Origin of the sequence: Acetivibrio mesophilus, assembly GCF_004102745.1 — a bacterium.
GTDB lineage: Bacteria > Bacillota > Clostridia > Acetivibrionales > Acetivibrionaceae > Hungateiclostridium > Hungateiclostridium mesophilum.
The window spans coordinates 154,183-167,805 of the sequence record NZ_RLII01000004.1 but is presented as its reverse complement, the minus strand read 5'-3'; the positions used below and the strand labels follow the sequence as shown (position 1 = coordinate 167,805).

Annotated in this window: 12 protein-coding genes, 1 tRNA gene and 1 riboswitch; of the genes, 6 read left to right on the top strand and 7 right to left on the bottom strand. The window is 37.9% G+C overall.

Annotated elements, in window-relative coordinates:
- Positions 1-9 precede the first annotated feature (9 nt).
- Positions 10-627: a cyclase family protein gene (locus EFD62_RS05615; RefSeq protein ID WP_069193517.1), complete on the bottom strand. Its 618-nt coding sequence runs from the start codon at positions 625-627 to the stop codon at positions 10-12.
- Positions 628-780: 153 nt separating this feature from the next.
- On the opposite strand from EFD62_RS05615, the gene EFD62_RS05610 reads away from it, so the two are divergent.
- Positions 781-2,928 (top strand): ATP-dependent helicase, encoded by a 2,148-nt coding sequence (locus EFD62_RS05610; protein ID WP_235832571.1) that lies wholly within the window; start codon positions 781-783, stop codon positions 2,926-2,928.
- A gap of 618 nt (positions 2,929-3,546) precedes the next feature.
- Here EFD62_RS05610 and EFD62_RS05605 read toward each other — a convergent pair.
- Positions 3,547-3,629: transfer RNA gene (locus EFD62_RS05605), tRNA-Leu, on the bottom strand.
- 173 nt (positions 3,630-3,802) lie between these two features.
- Between EFD62_RS05605 and EFD62_RS05600 the strand changes: the two genes are divergently transcribed.
- Complete coding sequence (locus EFD62_RS05600; RefSeq protein WP_069193519.1) at positions 3,803-4,333, top strand: cob(I)yrinic acid a,c-diamide adenosyltransferase; 531 nt, start codon at positions 3,803-3,805, stop codon at positions 4,331-4,333.
- 104 nt (positions 4,334-4,437) lie between these two features.
- On the opposite strand, the gene EFD62_RS05595 is transcribed toward EFD62_RS05600, so the two are convergent.
- The 4 genes from EFD62_RS05595 to EFD62_RS05580 form a co-directional block, all read right to left on the bottom strand.
- The gene (locus tag EFD62_RS05595; protein WP_069193520.1) at positions 4,438-4,893 is read right to left on the bottom strand and encodes an ACT domain-containing protein; all 456 of its coding nucleotides are present in this window, start codon (positions 4,891-4,893) and stop codon (positions 4,438-4,440) included.
- Positions 4,894-4,915: 22 nt separating this feature from the next.
- On the bottom strand, positions 4,916-5,674 hold the full coding sequence (gene dapB, locus EFD62_RS05590) for a 4-hydroxy-tetrahydrodipicolinate reductase (RefSeq protein ID WP_069193521.1): 759 nt from the start codon (positions 5,672-5,674) through the stop codon (positions 4,916-4,918).
- A gap of 73 nt (positions 5,675-5,747) precedes the next feature.
- Positions 5,748-6,626 (bottom strand): 4-hydroxy-tetrahydrodipicolinate synthase, encoded by an 879-nt coding sequence (dapA, locus tag EFD62_RS05585; protein WP_069193522.1) that lies wholly within the window; start codon positions 6,624-6,626, stop codon positions 5,748-5,750.
- A 70-nt stretch (positions 6,627-6,696) separates the two neighbouring features.
- The gene (locus tag EFD62_RS05580; protein WP_069193523.1) at positions 6,697-7,695 is read right to left on the bottom strand and encodes an aspartate-semialdehyde dehydrogenase; all 999 of its coding nucleotides are present in this window, start codon (positions 7,693-7,695) and stop codon (positions 6,697-6,699) included.
- Positions 7,696-7,853: 158 nt separating this feature from the next.
- A riboswitch (Lysine riboswitch) is annotated at positions 7,854-8,031 on the bottom strand.
- Between the two features lie 277 nt (positions 8,032-8,308).
- Here EFD62_RS05580 and EFD62_RS05575 point away from each other — a divergent pair.
- The 4 genes from EFD62_RS05575 (at position 8,309) to yajC (ending at position 12,822) form a co-directional block, all read left to right on the top strand.
- A complete protein-coding gene (locus EFD62_RS05575; RefSeq protein ID WP_069193524.1) occupies positions 8,309-10,018 on the top strand; it encodes a SpoIID/LytB domain-containing protein in 1,710 nt (569 codons plus the stop codon).
- A 248-nt stretch (positions 10,019-10,266) separates the two neighbouring features.
- Positions 10,267-11,292: a tRNA preQ1(34) S-adenosylmethionine ribosyltransferase-isomerase QueA gene (gene queA, locus EFD62_RS05570; RefSeq protein ID WP_069193525.1), complete on the top strand. Its 1,026-nt coding sequence runs from the start codon at positions 10,267-10,269 to the stop codon at positions 11,290-11,292.
- 39 nt (positions 11,293-11,331) lie between these two features.
- Positions 11,332-12,456, top strand: coding sequence for a tRNA guanosine(34) transglycosylase Tgt (gene tgt / locus EFD62_RS05565; protein ID WP_069193526.1), 1,125 nt, complete (start codon positions 11,332-11,334; stop codon positions 12,454-12,456).
- Positions 12,457-12,525: 69 nt separating this feature from the next.
- Positions 12,526-12,822 carry a preprotein translocase subunit YajC gene (yajC, locus tag EFD62_RS05560; RefSeq protein WP_069193527.1) on the top strand — a complete coding sequence of 99 codons (297 nt, stop codon included), beginning with the start codon at positions 12,526-12,528 and terminating at the stop codon, positions 12,820-12,822.
- Positions 12,823-12,867: 45 nt separating this feature from the next.
- Here yajC and EFD62_RS05555 read toward each other — a convergent pair whose 3' ends face one another.
- The gene (locus EFD62_RS05555; protein WP_069193528.1) at positions 12,868-13,341 is read right to left on the bottom strand and encodes a carbohydrate-binding protein; all 474 of its coding nucleotides are present in this window, start codon (positions 13,339-13,341) and stop codon (positions 12,868-12,870) included.
- Positions 13,342-13,623: the final 282 nt, after the last annotated feature.

The window sequence follows — 13,623 nt, the reverse complement described above, 5'->3', positions numbered from 1 at the left end:
TTTACAAATTTACATTACTCTTGCCACAACCCTTAGGATTGAACTGTCCGCCTTTATATTAAGAGGAAGGGCTATAACTTCAAACTTTTGAGCATCAAGAAGAGCTTCCATGTTTGTGAGATTCTCGAGGATGAAAATTTTGCTTTTTAGAAGCAGTCTGTGAACCGAAAAAGGTGGTTTATCGGGAGAAGGGGTATCCATGCCGAGGATTTTGATTTTTCTTTCGGTCATAAATTCTGCAAATTCCATATCTACAACAGGATGCTCATTGAAATATTCCTTTGTACCGAATTTATGGTGCAGCCCGGTATAGAGCAGCAAGATACAGCCCTCTGTTATTATGTCTTTGTATTCTTTTTTTAATTTGATTATCGGTTCATTTCTTACGTCAATTATACAGCCTTCACCGATAAAGGATTCCAATGGGTAGTCACAAATATACTCCTTTGAATCGGTAAGATGCATAGGAGAGTCAATATGGGTACCGGAGTGCATATCTATTTGAAGCCTGTGATTGGTGTAACCGTCTTCTTTAGGCTTTTTTGAATTAATAAGCCGCGTTTCTTTATCCCCGGGATATGCCGGAAGGTAATCTTCAATTTTATGTGTAAGATCAATAAGCTTCATGAGCCCATCTCCTTTATATAATCTGTATTTTATATGTAGTCAAAAATATATTTTTTTCTTGGATCTTTTCTATTCCAGTATAGCATAATTTCTACCTTCTTTATTTATTTTCTTATACATGTTAAAATAAGTAATTGAAATTGGGAGAAAGAGATGGGAGAATTTATGGACCAGGAAAGCTTTTTTAGGCTTTTGGCTGACAAATACAATATATATTTGAATCCTCAGCAAAAAGAGGCTGTTGTGCGGATTCAAGGCCCCTCTTTGTTGCTTTCGGTGCCGGGAGGGGGAAAAACTACTGTAATTGTGTCCCGGTGTGCCAATATGGTTTTAAACCATAAAATAGATCCGAGAAAAATACTTACACTGACATTTAGCAAAGCATCAGCCCAAGATATGAAGACACGGTTTTGTGATATTTTCGGCAAAGAATTGGCCTGTAATATGGTGTTCTCAACAATTCATAGTTTTTGCTATTCGGTTGTACGTTTGTATACTGAAAGCAAAAATAAGCCTATGCCACAAATTATTGAAGGAAATGAAAGCCCAATTAATAAAAATCAGATATTAAAGCAGATTTATCTGGATATCAACAACGAGTATATCAGCGATGACAGGCTTGAGGATTTGTCCAACTCTATCAGCTTTGTTAAGAATATGCTTTACAATGAAGAGAATATAAGGCAATTGGATGTTGGAATTAAGAATTTCATTGATATTTATAATGCCTATGAAAAGCGTAAAAAGTATGAAGGAGGCATAGATTATGACGATATGCTTACCGGCACTTATCTGCTCCTTAGGAGAAATGCTGAAATTATCAATATGCTGAGAGAAAAATATCATTATATTAATGTTGATGAGTCTCAAGATACATCCTTGGTTCAGCATGAAATTATAAAGCTTATTGCCCATCCAAGAAACAATATTTTCATGGTTGGGGATGAGGACCAGAGCATCTATGGGTTTAGGGCGGCCTTTCCTAAGGCCCTTCTTGATTTTAGGAAAACCTATCCCGGTGCTAAAATTTTATTGATGGAAAAAAACTATCGCTCCACAAAGAAAATTGTGATTCCGGCTAATACTTTTATAAAGCAGAACAAAGGGCGGTATCAAAAGGAGATGTATACTGAAAATGAAGAAGGCGAAGCTATTGTATTTAAGCATGTAAACAGTCGTAATGAGCAATATGAGTATCTGACCTCGGTTTTGATGAGTCAGAGCAATTTGTCGGACTGTGCTGTTCTTTACAGAAATAATATTTCTGCCATTCCACTGGTGGATTATCTGGAATACAACAATTTACCTTTTTATATTAGAGATTCGAATATTCACTTTTTCAAGCATTGGGTGGTTAATGACATTCTTGCATTTATACGGCTTGCATTAGATCCTTGCGATGTTGAGGCTTTCGGGCAAATTTACTACAAAACCAATGCGTTCTTAAGCCGTGAAATGTTTGAATATGTCGTGCAGAACATGGGGAAGGGTAAGGGTGCCCTTGAAACTTTGCTTAATTGTCCCCAATTACCTAAAAGTACTTTAGAAGCTGTTAAGTTATTGGATGACCGGATTGGAACTATTGATTATTTTAAGCCTTTGAAGGCCATAGAATTTATTGAGAAGGAATGTGAATATGAAAAGTATATTCGCAGGGCATCAAAGGAAATGGGTTATTCGGTTGAAAGCCTTAATTATATTATTGACAGTCTCAAGTCAATAGCTTCAAGGGTTAATTCTTTCGATGAATTTTTCCAAAGGCTTTCGATACTAAAGTCGGCGGTTGAAAACTCCAGCAAATACAGAAATAAAAATGCAGTTGTTTTGACTACCATACACTCAAGCAAAGGCCTGGAATTTGACAGGGTATATATGATTGATCTGGTGGACGGGCAATTCCCGTCATCAAAAAGCATAAGCGATTGCAAGGAAGAAAGCTATGCATTGATGGAGGAAGAAGTGCGTCTTTTCTATGTGGGTGTGACCAGAGCCAGGAAGTATCTTGAACTTATAACTTTTTCAAAAGCAAATAATAAGCCGGTCGCAGCATCAAGATTTGTTCATCGTTTTAATCTTGCTCAAAAACAGGCTGAACATGAGGATATACCCAATGAAATTTGCGAAGGGGCTGTATTAGAGCATGTGAAATTCGGGCAAGGCTTGGTGACTAGGCTTGATGAAGCTAAAGATTTAATTGTAATTGAATTTGAAAGCGTGGGGACTAAAATGCTTTCCTTAAAAACATGTATTGAAGGAAAAAAGATACAGATTCCAATGCCTTCCCAGGTCGATTATAGTTAAGCATAAGAAAGCAGTATGACCGGATAATTTCTCATTAATATAAATCGGAAACATAGATACCTTTATAAATGCGTTTGTGGATACAATTTAATAAATAGAATAAGCGCATTTATATAGCATATATGTTTCCGAATGTTATGTTGTGCTGTTAGAGGGCATTTAGAAAACCTACCAACCTTAGGGACTGCCAAATATTATGTCTAATTATTAGCAGCCGCATTTGTCATAATCTTTTCCGTTGAAGAACAGTAAGAGGAAAAGAATAATGAAAAACAAAATTTCGCTGTTATCATTGAAAAAATTCTTTTTGAAGATACCTGACATTTTATTCACCTCCGCGAATCTCAATATACTACATTCTATTCAGTTGGATGTAAACGGGTGCTTGTTAGAGAAAAGCATTTTGAATAAAGTAGATTTTTTTGGGTTAATAGAAAGGCTTACAAATATTCATACTGAGCTTATTACAGATAATACTGAAGTATATTAATTGGAGAATGAAGATTAAACCTTATAAAATAAAAGCTCAGGGCATCGAGCCCCTTCGCTTTTGCCTCTTTCATTTCACTCCAAGAGGCTAAAATAAAAAAAGAGGAACATTTTTCCTCTTTTTCACTATGGTGCGGACGGTGGGACTTGAACCCACATGCTCGCGCATACGCCCCTCAAACGTACGTGTCTGCCAATTCCACCACGACCGCATGTTTTCTCGATTCAGCATAATAAATTATACTAGCATTAGTTCTGTATGTCAATACTTTTTTAAATAAATTTTTAATAAAATTTTTGGATTTTTGAATTTATAGTTGAAATAATAGAACACTATTGTTAGAATATACAAAGTATTAAAAAGGGAAGAGAGTTGGTGAGATAAGTGGAGAAGGGTTTGATTCAGGTTTATACCGGTGATGGAAAAGGCAAGACAACAGCAGCTATTGGACAGGGCATAAGGGCTCTCGGAAGAGGTTATACCGTATATATGGTGCAGTTCTTAAAAAGTCAGGATACGGGGGAGTTAAAAGTTCTTGAGAAGTTGGAGCCCGGTTTTAAAGTGTTTCGTTTTGAAAAAAAGCACGGTTTTATATTTAACATGGACGAGAATGAGATTGCAGAGCTGAAAAATGAAGTTAAAGCTGCATTTGACTTTGTTAAGACGGTACTTCAAAACAATGAATGCGATATATTGATCTTGGATGAAATAATGGCAGTCATGGGTAATGGATTGATTGATATCGACGATGTAGCTGATGTTTTAAGAAACAAGCCTTCCGGTGTTGAAATAATTTTGACTGGAAGGAATGCTCCGGATAGAATCCTCGAATTGGCTGATTATGTATCTTGCAATATGTGTGAAAAGCACCCCTTTGAGGAAGGGATTGGTGCAAGAAAAGGAATAGAGTATTAAGTAAGCTCAATTCTTTAACGAGTGTTTTCAGGATTTCAAGCGGAGAAGTTGCTCCCCGCTTAAAACCCAAAGCTATAATCTTTATTGCTGTGGCTTGTGCTACGTTATATTACCAGTGATGCAATCCTGTCAGAGTGGTAATCATGAACCAGACAGGATATTTCTGATTCCGAAGCGGTAGCCAGCTTGATATCGATTCCTTCGTCTGCAAAAATCTTGAAAAGCTTTGCGGCGAAGCCCGGGATGTCTTTCATTTTCCCACAGGATACCGATACTTTTGTGTTGTAGGCATCTACTTCAATCAGAAGATCTTTAGCACTCTTTCTATACCTGTTTATTGCAATAAGCGCTCTTGAAAGATCTTCCGACGGAAGACAGAAAGATATGTTTACATGTCCTTTGTGTGGAGAAGTTTTACTTATCATCTGGATATTAATGCTTTCGTCTGCTATGGAAGTAAAAATACCGGAAATAAGTTTCATGTCATCTGGGATATTGCGAATCATTATAAGTGCCGTACCATAAGACATATCAATATTTGCATCCAACTTTTGCGACATGCAAACACCTCCTGGCAGAATTCTATTTACTTTCAATAAGCTCATCCATGCTATACATGCCCGGCTTTTTATCATGTAAAAACGCTGCGGCGTTTAAGGAGCCTTCGGCAAATATGTGTTTTGATGTAGCAATGTGATTTATCTCAATTATTTCATCATTGCCGGCAAAGATTACAGAGTGGTCACCAACGATGGTACCGCCTCTTACAGCATGTATACCTATCTCTTTTTTATTCCTCTTTTTTCTTCTGGAGTGTCTGTCATAAATATATTCCTGCTGCTCAGTCAAAACGGAGTTTATTGCATCGGCTATAGCCAATGCGGTTCCGCTGGGAGCATCAATTTTTTGATTGTGGTGTTTCTCGATAATTTCTATGTCGAAATTGCCTTCAAGTACTTTTGCAGCTTTTCTAACCAGGTCAAGCAGGAGATTTACCCCTATTGACATATTGGCTGAGAAAAATATAGGTATATTCTTTGATGCTTCGTGGAGCATTTTTATCTGGGAGCTGCTAAGACCGGTTGTTGCTATAACTGCCGGTATTTTCTTTGCAACTGCAAATTCAAGCAGACCTTGTAAAACAGAAGGATGAGAAAAATCGATAATTACATCAATTTTTATATCGCATTTATTTAAGTCAGTATAAACAGGGTAAGGATTCTGTATTGATGTATTTATATCAAACCCAGCAGCAATTCTTAAGTTTTCCTTTTCTGACGCAAGCTTGCTGATCACTTGACCCATCTTTCCGTTACATCCGCTTAATAATATGTTTATCATTTGAATAGCACTTCCTTTTTTACATTAGTACGTATAAAAATAATGTGAAACGCCGTATTAGAACGGCGTAATTTTAAATCAAGCCATAATCCTTAAGGGTTTGCTTTAATACATCCAAGTTTTTCTCACTCATATCTGTAAGAGGCAAACGGCACTTTCCAACTTCCATACCCATAAGATTCATTGCTTCTTTAACCGGGATAGGACTTACTTCGATGAACAATGCTTTGATGAGATCTAAAAGCTTTAGCTGGATTTTTCTGCTTTCTTCAATGTTTCCGTCGAGGAATGTGGCCACAAGATTGTGAGTTTCCTTTGGAATAATATTTGCCATTACAGATATTACTCCCTTACCTCCTAAGGCAAGAAAGGGGACCACCATATCGTCATTTCCGGAATACACAGTGAAATCAGGAGGGCAGATGTTTACAATTTCACCGACCTGGTTTATGTTGCATTCCTTGATAGCAACTATGTTTTCTATCTCGGACAACTGCTTTACAGTCTTTGGGTCCATGTTCAAGCTGGTTCTACTTGGTACATTATATAAAACCACAGGAATTTTGATACTTTGTGCAATCAGTTTAAAGTGCTCGTAAAGACCCTTTTGGGTTGCCTTGTTATAGTAAGGGGTTACACTTAGTATTGCATCTGCACCAACTTCTTCGGCATATTTGCTCAAACTGATTGCATGGTGGGTATCATTGCTTCCTGTTCCCGCTATAACCGGAACTCTTTTATTTACTCTTTCTACAGCATATTTTATAACGGCCTTATGCTCTTCATCAGGCATTGTGGATGCTTCTCCGGTGGTTCCGCAAATTATAATCGAGTCGATACCTTCTTTTATTTGGAAGTCAATGAGTTCTCCCAACTTGTTAAAGTCAACGCCATCTTCTGTAAATGGTGTTATTATTGCTACACCAGCACCGGTAAATATTGGTTTTCTCATAATCGACATCCTTTCACTTTATTATTCTAGCGATTTTACATGGCTAATATATAATAGGGTAAATCAATAATTATTTGTTCCACATTTTAATTAGTTCCTGTGCGATTTGAACAGCATTTGTGGCAGCGCCTTTTCTAATATTATCTGCAACAACCCAGAGGTTTACACCGCTTTCAACACTTTCATCACGACGAATTCTTCCAACAAAGGTTTCGTCTTTTCCGGTAGCATCAATAGCCATTGGGTAAACATTGTTGGCAACGTCATCTTGCACAATGATTCCAGGTGCATTTCTCAAAACTTCTTTCAATTCATCAAGATCATATTGTTTTTCAAACTCAACATTTATTGATTCACTGTGACCGTTAAATACAGGTACTCTTACGGTGGTGGCAGTTATTTTTAAACTATTGTCTCCTAATATTTTTCTTGTCTCATGTACCATTTTCATTTCTTCCTTTGTATAGCCATTGGGAAGAAAAACGTCAATATGAGGCAAGCAGTTACCGGCAATCGGATGAGGGAACTTCTTTGGAGCTTCTCCCTTAAGACCGTTTTCAAGGTCATTATATCCGCTAAGTCCGGCTCCGGATACAGCCTGGTATGTGGAATAAACTATTCTTTTTATTTTGTACTTATCATGTAAAGGCTTTAATGCAACAACTGCCTGTATGGTGGAGCAGTTTGGATTGGCTATTATGCCTTGGTTCCAGGAAATATCCTGAGGATTAACCTCCGGTACTACAAGGGGAACTTTTTCGTCCATTCTCCAACAGCTGCTATTGTCTACAGCCACACAACCTTTTGAAGCTGCTATAGGTGCAAATTTCTCACTGGTGCTCGCCCCAGCAGAGAATAGTGCAATATCTATTCCTCTGTCAAAGGATGTTTCAGTAAGCTCCTCTACGGTGTATTCCTTGTTATTGAAAACTATAGTTGAACCGGCGGAGCGGCTTGAGGAAAAGAAATATATGTTTTCTATGGGCAAGTTTCTTTCTTCCAGAACCTTAACGAATGTTCTGCCAACCATTCCGGTAGCTCCAACTACTGCTAAATTTACCTTTTTCATAAGAATAACCTCCTGATATATATTATAAAAATTAAAAATTGGATTTTGGTTTGATAGTATGACGTATCACCTGTATTGGCCTTAAGAACACTAAAAAAGCTGGTATGAGTACCAGCAGTTCATCTAAGATTTTAGTGCAAATATACAACTAAGCTTTATGAACTGATAGCGCTCCATCAAATCAATTGATGACAGTTATACAGCTATTAACCATATAACCAGACTGTACCTTTTTGAGCAGATACACTCTTCGGCAATTGACCCTTTCAGCCTTCGTCATTAGAGCTCAAACTCTTCGGAAAACCTACTATTGAAAACTGCACCTCTATCAAACATTGTAATAACACTATTAACTTTATTTTCATCTATTCTATCATCTAAAATATTATATGTCAAACTATTTATTTTTGTTATTTTTAATTTGAAATTTTTAGATATAGCATGCTCGTTTTTTGGGTTAATATACCTGCTTTATAACTTTACAATTCTGTTACAAAGCAGGGAATTGGAAGCTTTTGTCGAACTAATATTGATATAATAGTTTTATACATTAAGCAAGCTTGATGGTATAATGACATAAAGCGAAATACAAAAGATAAGTATGGAGGAGAATATGAAAGAGCGTTTGTTGTCAAAGTCTAAAATAAAGTGGATGGCACTTCGGTTGGCATTGCTATCTCTTGTGTATGTGTCGTTGTTTTTTTCACAAAGTTTTATGGTCTACGCATATGAGGGGGTTCCGAATAAAGTTAGGATTGGCCTTCTTTTTAATGATTCACAGACAGGTCAGTATTCGTCGGTTTCAAGCTTTACAGTAGATGCCCAAAATGGACTTCAATTCGGATATTCTTCCGGGGATAGATTTACCTGCCTTATAAAGGAGTCTTCCGGTAATGCAGTGACAATAAGAAAAGATGCGTTTTTTCTAAAAGGAAGCAGTGGACTTACCGAATACAATCCTTCTTCGGGAAAAACTCCTTCGGGAGAGTTAATTGGAGCCTATCATATAAAAATAGGAGAAGATTATAAAGATTATGATGCCCTTTACACAAGCCTTACGGAAATCAGGCAGAAAGGTGTAGATGCCTATCCGGTATACGCTGACAGCTGGCAGATCTGGACAGGTTTTTATGTTGACGAAAACGACGCACAAAAGGCGATAATTGACAATATTGATCCGGTTTTAAACACTGGGGAGTATAGTGTTGTGGATCCATCCATGTCAAGAATAACTGTTCTGTCGAAGGACGAAAAGGTAATGCTTATGTTTGACTCAATATACTATGCGTTTCAGGTACAGCCTGAGAATAAAGATGAGAACTGCGTATTAAGGATCAATGGAGATGATAAGAAGAGATATCGCGGTGCTTTTGAAATTCTAAGACTGTCCGGAAGTGATATGACGGTCATTAATGTGATTAATATTGAAGAATATTTGTATGGGGTTGTACCCTATGAGATACAGGCAAGCTCCCACCCTGAAGCTCTGAAATCTCAGGCGGTTGCGGCAAGGACCTATACGGTGAACAACCTGAACAAATACAAAAGACTTCAATTTGATTTGTGTCCTACTGTGTATTCTCAAGTATATAAGGGGTTCGACGGAGAGGCGGCATCAACAAATAAGGCAGTTGATGATACGAAGGGAAAGATAGTTACATACAACGGAAAGCCTGCTTCAGTATTCTATTTCAGTTCCAGCGGAGGTAGGACAGAGGACGTAAAAAATGTTTGGGGAAGTGAGGGATACCCGTATCTTTTAAGTGTTGAAGATAAATATGAGTCGGGAGACTCTTGGCACTACAATTGGGAGGTTTCCTTTACCGCACAGAAGATAAAGCAGATAATGGTTGACCGCGGCTTTAAACTAGGAGATATACAAGGAATTTATATAACGAAGAGATCTGAGGCGGGAAGAGCAACTGAGGTAATAGTAAAGGGTAGTCAAGGAGAAAAGGTTTATACAAATGGTTCCACAAGAAATTTCTTAAGCCTTGACAGCCAGTGGTATGATATTACGACAGACGCAGACATCTTTGTGAAGGGAAATGACGATGAATCAACTAAGACACAGCTTGGAGGAACAAAGGTAATGACAGCTTCAGGATTGCAAACCATAAGTTCTTCGAGCGGCAAGCTAAATGTCGTCAACTCAGCCGGTATGAAGGTTGTTCCATTGATTCCAACAAACTACACGTTTAAAGGAAAAGGTTGGGGACATGCAGTGGGCATGAGTCAAGAAGGGGCCAAGGGGATGGCTAAGGCTGGATTTACCTACGAAGAAATATTGTCCCATTATTTTCCAGGTACCAAGGTTGAATAACCTTGATTTTGAATAATAATTAATAACCTGCTCCGGAATATTTTCCGGAGCTTTTATATGGCTTGTTGGAGTTTTTTTGCATTTGAACCTTGCATGAAAGAAGGATTTAATGTATTATTCTATATAAATCGCATAAAATATCTTAAAACTATGTAAATCGAATTATCGAAAAAAATAAATATATTGGTAATTCTATCGTTAAGACATTGTCTTACAATAAAATAATATGAAACGGTGTTAAATTGACTATGAAGGTTAGTGATTTTTATTATGATTTACCGCAGGAATTAATTGCGCAGGAACCAACTGCCAAAAGGGATATGTCAAGACTTTTGGTATTGGACAGGGAAGCGGGAGGAATATGCCATAAGCAGTTTAAGGATATTGGCGAGTACATAAACAAGGGTGATTGCTTAGTTTTAAATGACACCAGGGTTATCCCCGCAAGACTCCTTGGAGAAAAGGAAGGCACCGGTGGAAAAATTGAGTTTGTTCTCCTGAAAAAGATTAATGGGGATGTTTGGGAAGTTATTTTAAAGCCGGGGAAAAAGGCAAAACCGGGGTCAAGGTTTGTATTTGGAAATGGTGAGCTTAAGGCTGAGGTTATAGAAATAATTGAAGAAGGAAATAGGCTTGTCAGATTTGAGTATGACGGTATTTTTGAACAGATTCTTGACAGAGTTGGCATTGTTCCGTTGCCTCCTTACATAACGAAAAAGATTGATGATGCGGAAAGGTACCAGACTGTATATTCAAAATACAGAGGATCTGCTGCTGCTCCTACTGCAGGACTTCATTTCACTGTGGAGCTTTTGGAGGAATTGGCCAACCGAGGTGTCAATATTGCTTATGTGACGCTTCATGTGGGCCTTGGCACATTCAGGCCGGTAAAGGTTGAGAATTTGCAGGAGCACAAAATGCACAGCGAGTTTTACCGGATAAATGAAGAGGATTGCAATAAAATAAATGCGGCAAAGGAAAACGGTTGCAAAGTAATTGCAGTGGGGACGACGAGCTGCAGAGTGCTTGAAACGGTAGGAGATGAAAAGGGTAGATTGAAGCCTCAAAGCGGGTGGACTGATATTTTTATTTACCCGGGATATGAGTTTAAAGTGGTAGATTCATTAATAACCAATTTCCATTTGCCGGAATCGACACTTATTATGCTTGTGAGTGCTCTGGCTGGGCGTGACAGAATAATGGAAGCCTATAACGCTGCCGTCAGGGAAAAGTACAGGTTTTTTAGCTTTGGCGATGCTATGTTTATAAAGTAAAAATATTATAGTAAATATTAATAAGGATTAGGAAGAAACATGAGTGCTATTAGATATGAGTTAATAAAAAAATGTAAACAGACTGGTGCCCGTTTGGGGAGAGTATATACTCCTCATGGGTATTTTGATACTCCGGCTTTTATGCCGGTGGGTACGCAGGCAACCGTTAAAGGTATGTCTCCGGACGAAATGAAGAGTATTGAGGCACAGATAATATTGAGTAATACCTATCACCTTCATATGAGGCCCGGAGAGGATATAGTGAAGGAGGCCGGGGGCCTTCATGGTTTTATGAACTGGGACAGGCCGATTCTTACTGACAGTGGCGGCTTTCAGGTATTCAGTCTCAGTGATTTGAGGGATATTAAGGAAGAAGGGGTGACTTTCAAGTCACATATTGACGGTTCAAAGCATTTTATTTCTCCTGAGATGGCAACGAAAATACAGAATGATCTTGGGGCCGACATAATAATGGCTTTTGACGAATGTATTCCATACCCTGCGGATTATGACTATGCAAAGAAGTCATTGGAGAGAACCACCCGATGGGCCAAAAGGTGTAAGGATGCCCATCAAAACCCAGAAAAACAGGCTCTTTTCGGGATTGTCCAGGGAGGAATGTATAAGGAACTGAGGGAACAAAGTGCCTATGAACTGCTGGAATTGGATTTTCCCGGATATGCCATCGGAGGATTGAGCGTGGGAGAGCCGGCGGAAGAAATGTATTCAATGCTAGATGTTACAGTTCCGTTGCTTCCTGCGGACAAGCCAAGATATTTGATGGGAGTGGGAAGTCCTGATTACCTGATTGAAGGAGCCATAAGGGGAGTTGATATGTTTGACTGCGTACTTCCCACAAGAATCGGCAGGAATGGTACGGTTATGACTAGCAGGGGGAGAATGATAATAAGAGATGCAGTCTATGCACGAGATTATACCCCAATGGATCCAGAATGCGATTGTTATGCCTGCAGGAATTTTACCCGCTCATATATAAGGCATCTTTTAAAAAGCGGAGAAGTTCTCGGAATAAGGCTTACCACATGGCATAATCTGAGGTTTTTGATTAATCTCATGAAAAATGTCAGACAGGCTATAATGGAAGATAGGCTTCTGGATTTTAGAAATGAGTTTTTCAATAATTTTGGATACAAAAAGATATAATGGATGCACCTAATTTAACAATATGGTAATAATAAATAAAATAAACAATAAATTAAGAGGAGGTTTGTTATGCCAACAGAAGGAGCAGGTTTTCAGGAACTATTAAGCGCGTTGATTTTACCGTTAGCCTTTGTTCTCATCATGTACGTAATGATATTTCTACCTCAAAAAAAGAGGGATAAGAAGCACTCGGAAATGCTCGGAGCACTTAAGACTGGAGATGATATTATTACAACCGGAGGTATTATCGGAAAGGTAATAAATATCAAGGATGATGAGATTACTATAGAGACTAGCGTTGAGAAAACCCAAATAAAGCTTATTAGAGCGGCAATAAGCAGAATTGTAGAATCTAAGGAAGCGTAATATACATAAACCTTACAGTATTGTCTGTTATAAAAAGAGGGTAGCCTAATGGCTACCCTCATAAACATAGTTCTTGAAACTGTAATTCATGCCTGAATTATTGTCCCAGTTCTCCAAATCATCTTTAAAGGCCATATTAATGTTACCTGCCCTTTTTACAGGAAATAACAACTCGTACTTCTGATGGCCCATCTTGTGCATAGAATAGGATTCGGTATCCTCCCAAGCCAGGTTATTTCCATAGCCGATTACTGCATACAAATTCTCAGCATCATTTTTGGCCAAGATACCGCTGTATACCAGTCGAAATACATTTTTTGCGTCTTGAATTTCAACACCGTTATTCGAATAAGAATTATTGGCCTCATACATATTATTTCCATAAGGCTCCGTTGTCATGTCCAGCGAAAACTCTTCGTTGAACGGCTGAAACTTTCTGGTCTTGTTTTGGGCAGGCTCCATATCGTTATCAGACTTCATGCTGCCCTCTGTATTGAATAAAAAATCAAAGAATCCCATAATTGAACCTCCAGTTTTATCAATTCTTATTTTGCATTTCACTGGTTTAACTTAAAAAAGCAATAATGTTCTGGAGCTTTTCATATATAGTTTAATCAGTTCAAGCAATATTTATTTTATTAATTTATAGTTTATGGTGTTTTTTTATTGTATGTATACCAGAATAAGTTTTAGCATTTTCACAAAGTGTTGGATATATTAAAAGGTGTTTGAAAAAAACAATATGGAATTCAATAAATTTCCATTTCAAATTATTTGCTTTATTGGTTCTAACTTTCGAAC

Bases quoted from the DNA above. Each gene is read 5' to 3' on its own strand.
- EFD62_RS05615 (WP_069193517.1), bottom strand. From the start codon at position 627: ATGAAGCTTATTGATCTTACACATAAAATTGAAGATTACCTTCCGGCA.
- EFD62_RS05610 (WP_235832571.1), top strand. From the start codon at position 781: ATGGGAGAATTTATGGACCAGGAAAGCTTTTTTAGGCTTTTGGCTGAC.
- EFD62_RS05595 (WP_069193520.1), bottom strand. From the start codon at position 4,893: ATGTCGCAAAAGTTGGATGCAAATATTGATATGTCTTATGGTACGGCA.
- dapB (WP_069193521.1), bottom strand. From the start codon at position 5,674: ATGATAAACATATTATTAAGCGGATGTAACGGAAAGATGGGTCAAGTG.
- dapA (WP_069193522.1), bottom strand. From the start codon at position 6,626: ATGAGAAAACCAATATTTACCGGTGCTGGTGTAGCAATAATAACACCA.
- EFD62_RS05580 (WP_069193523.1), bottom strand. From the start codon at position 7,695: ATGAAAAAGGTAAATTTAGCAGTAGTTGGAGCTACCGGAATGGTTGGC.
- EFD62_RS05575 (WP_069193524.1), top strand. From the start codon at position 8,309: ATGAAAGAGCGTTTGTTGTCAAAGTCTAAAATAAAGTGGATGGCACTT.
- queA (WP_069193525.1), top strand. From the start codon at position 10,267: ATGAAGGTTAGTGATTTTTATTATGATTTACCGCAGGAATTAATTGCG.
- tgt (WP_069193526.1), top strand. From the start codon at position 11,332: ATGAGTGCTATTAGATATGAGTTAATAAAAAAATGTAAACAGACTGGT.
- yajC (WP_069193527.1), top strand. From the start codon at position 12,526: ATGCCAACAGAAGGAGCAGGTTTTCAGGAACTATTAAGCGCGTTGATT.
- EFD62_RS05555 (WP_069193528.1), bottom strand. From the start codon at position 13,341: ATGGGATTCTTTGATTTTTTATTCAATACAGAGGGCAGCATGAAGTCT.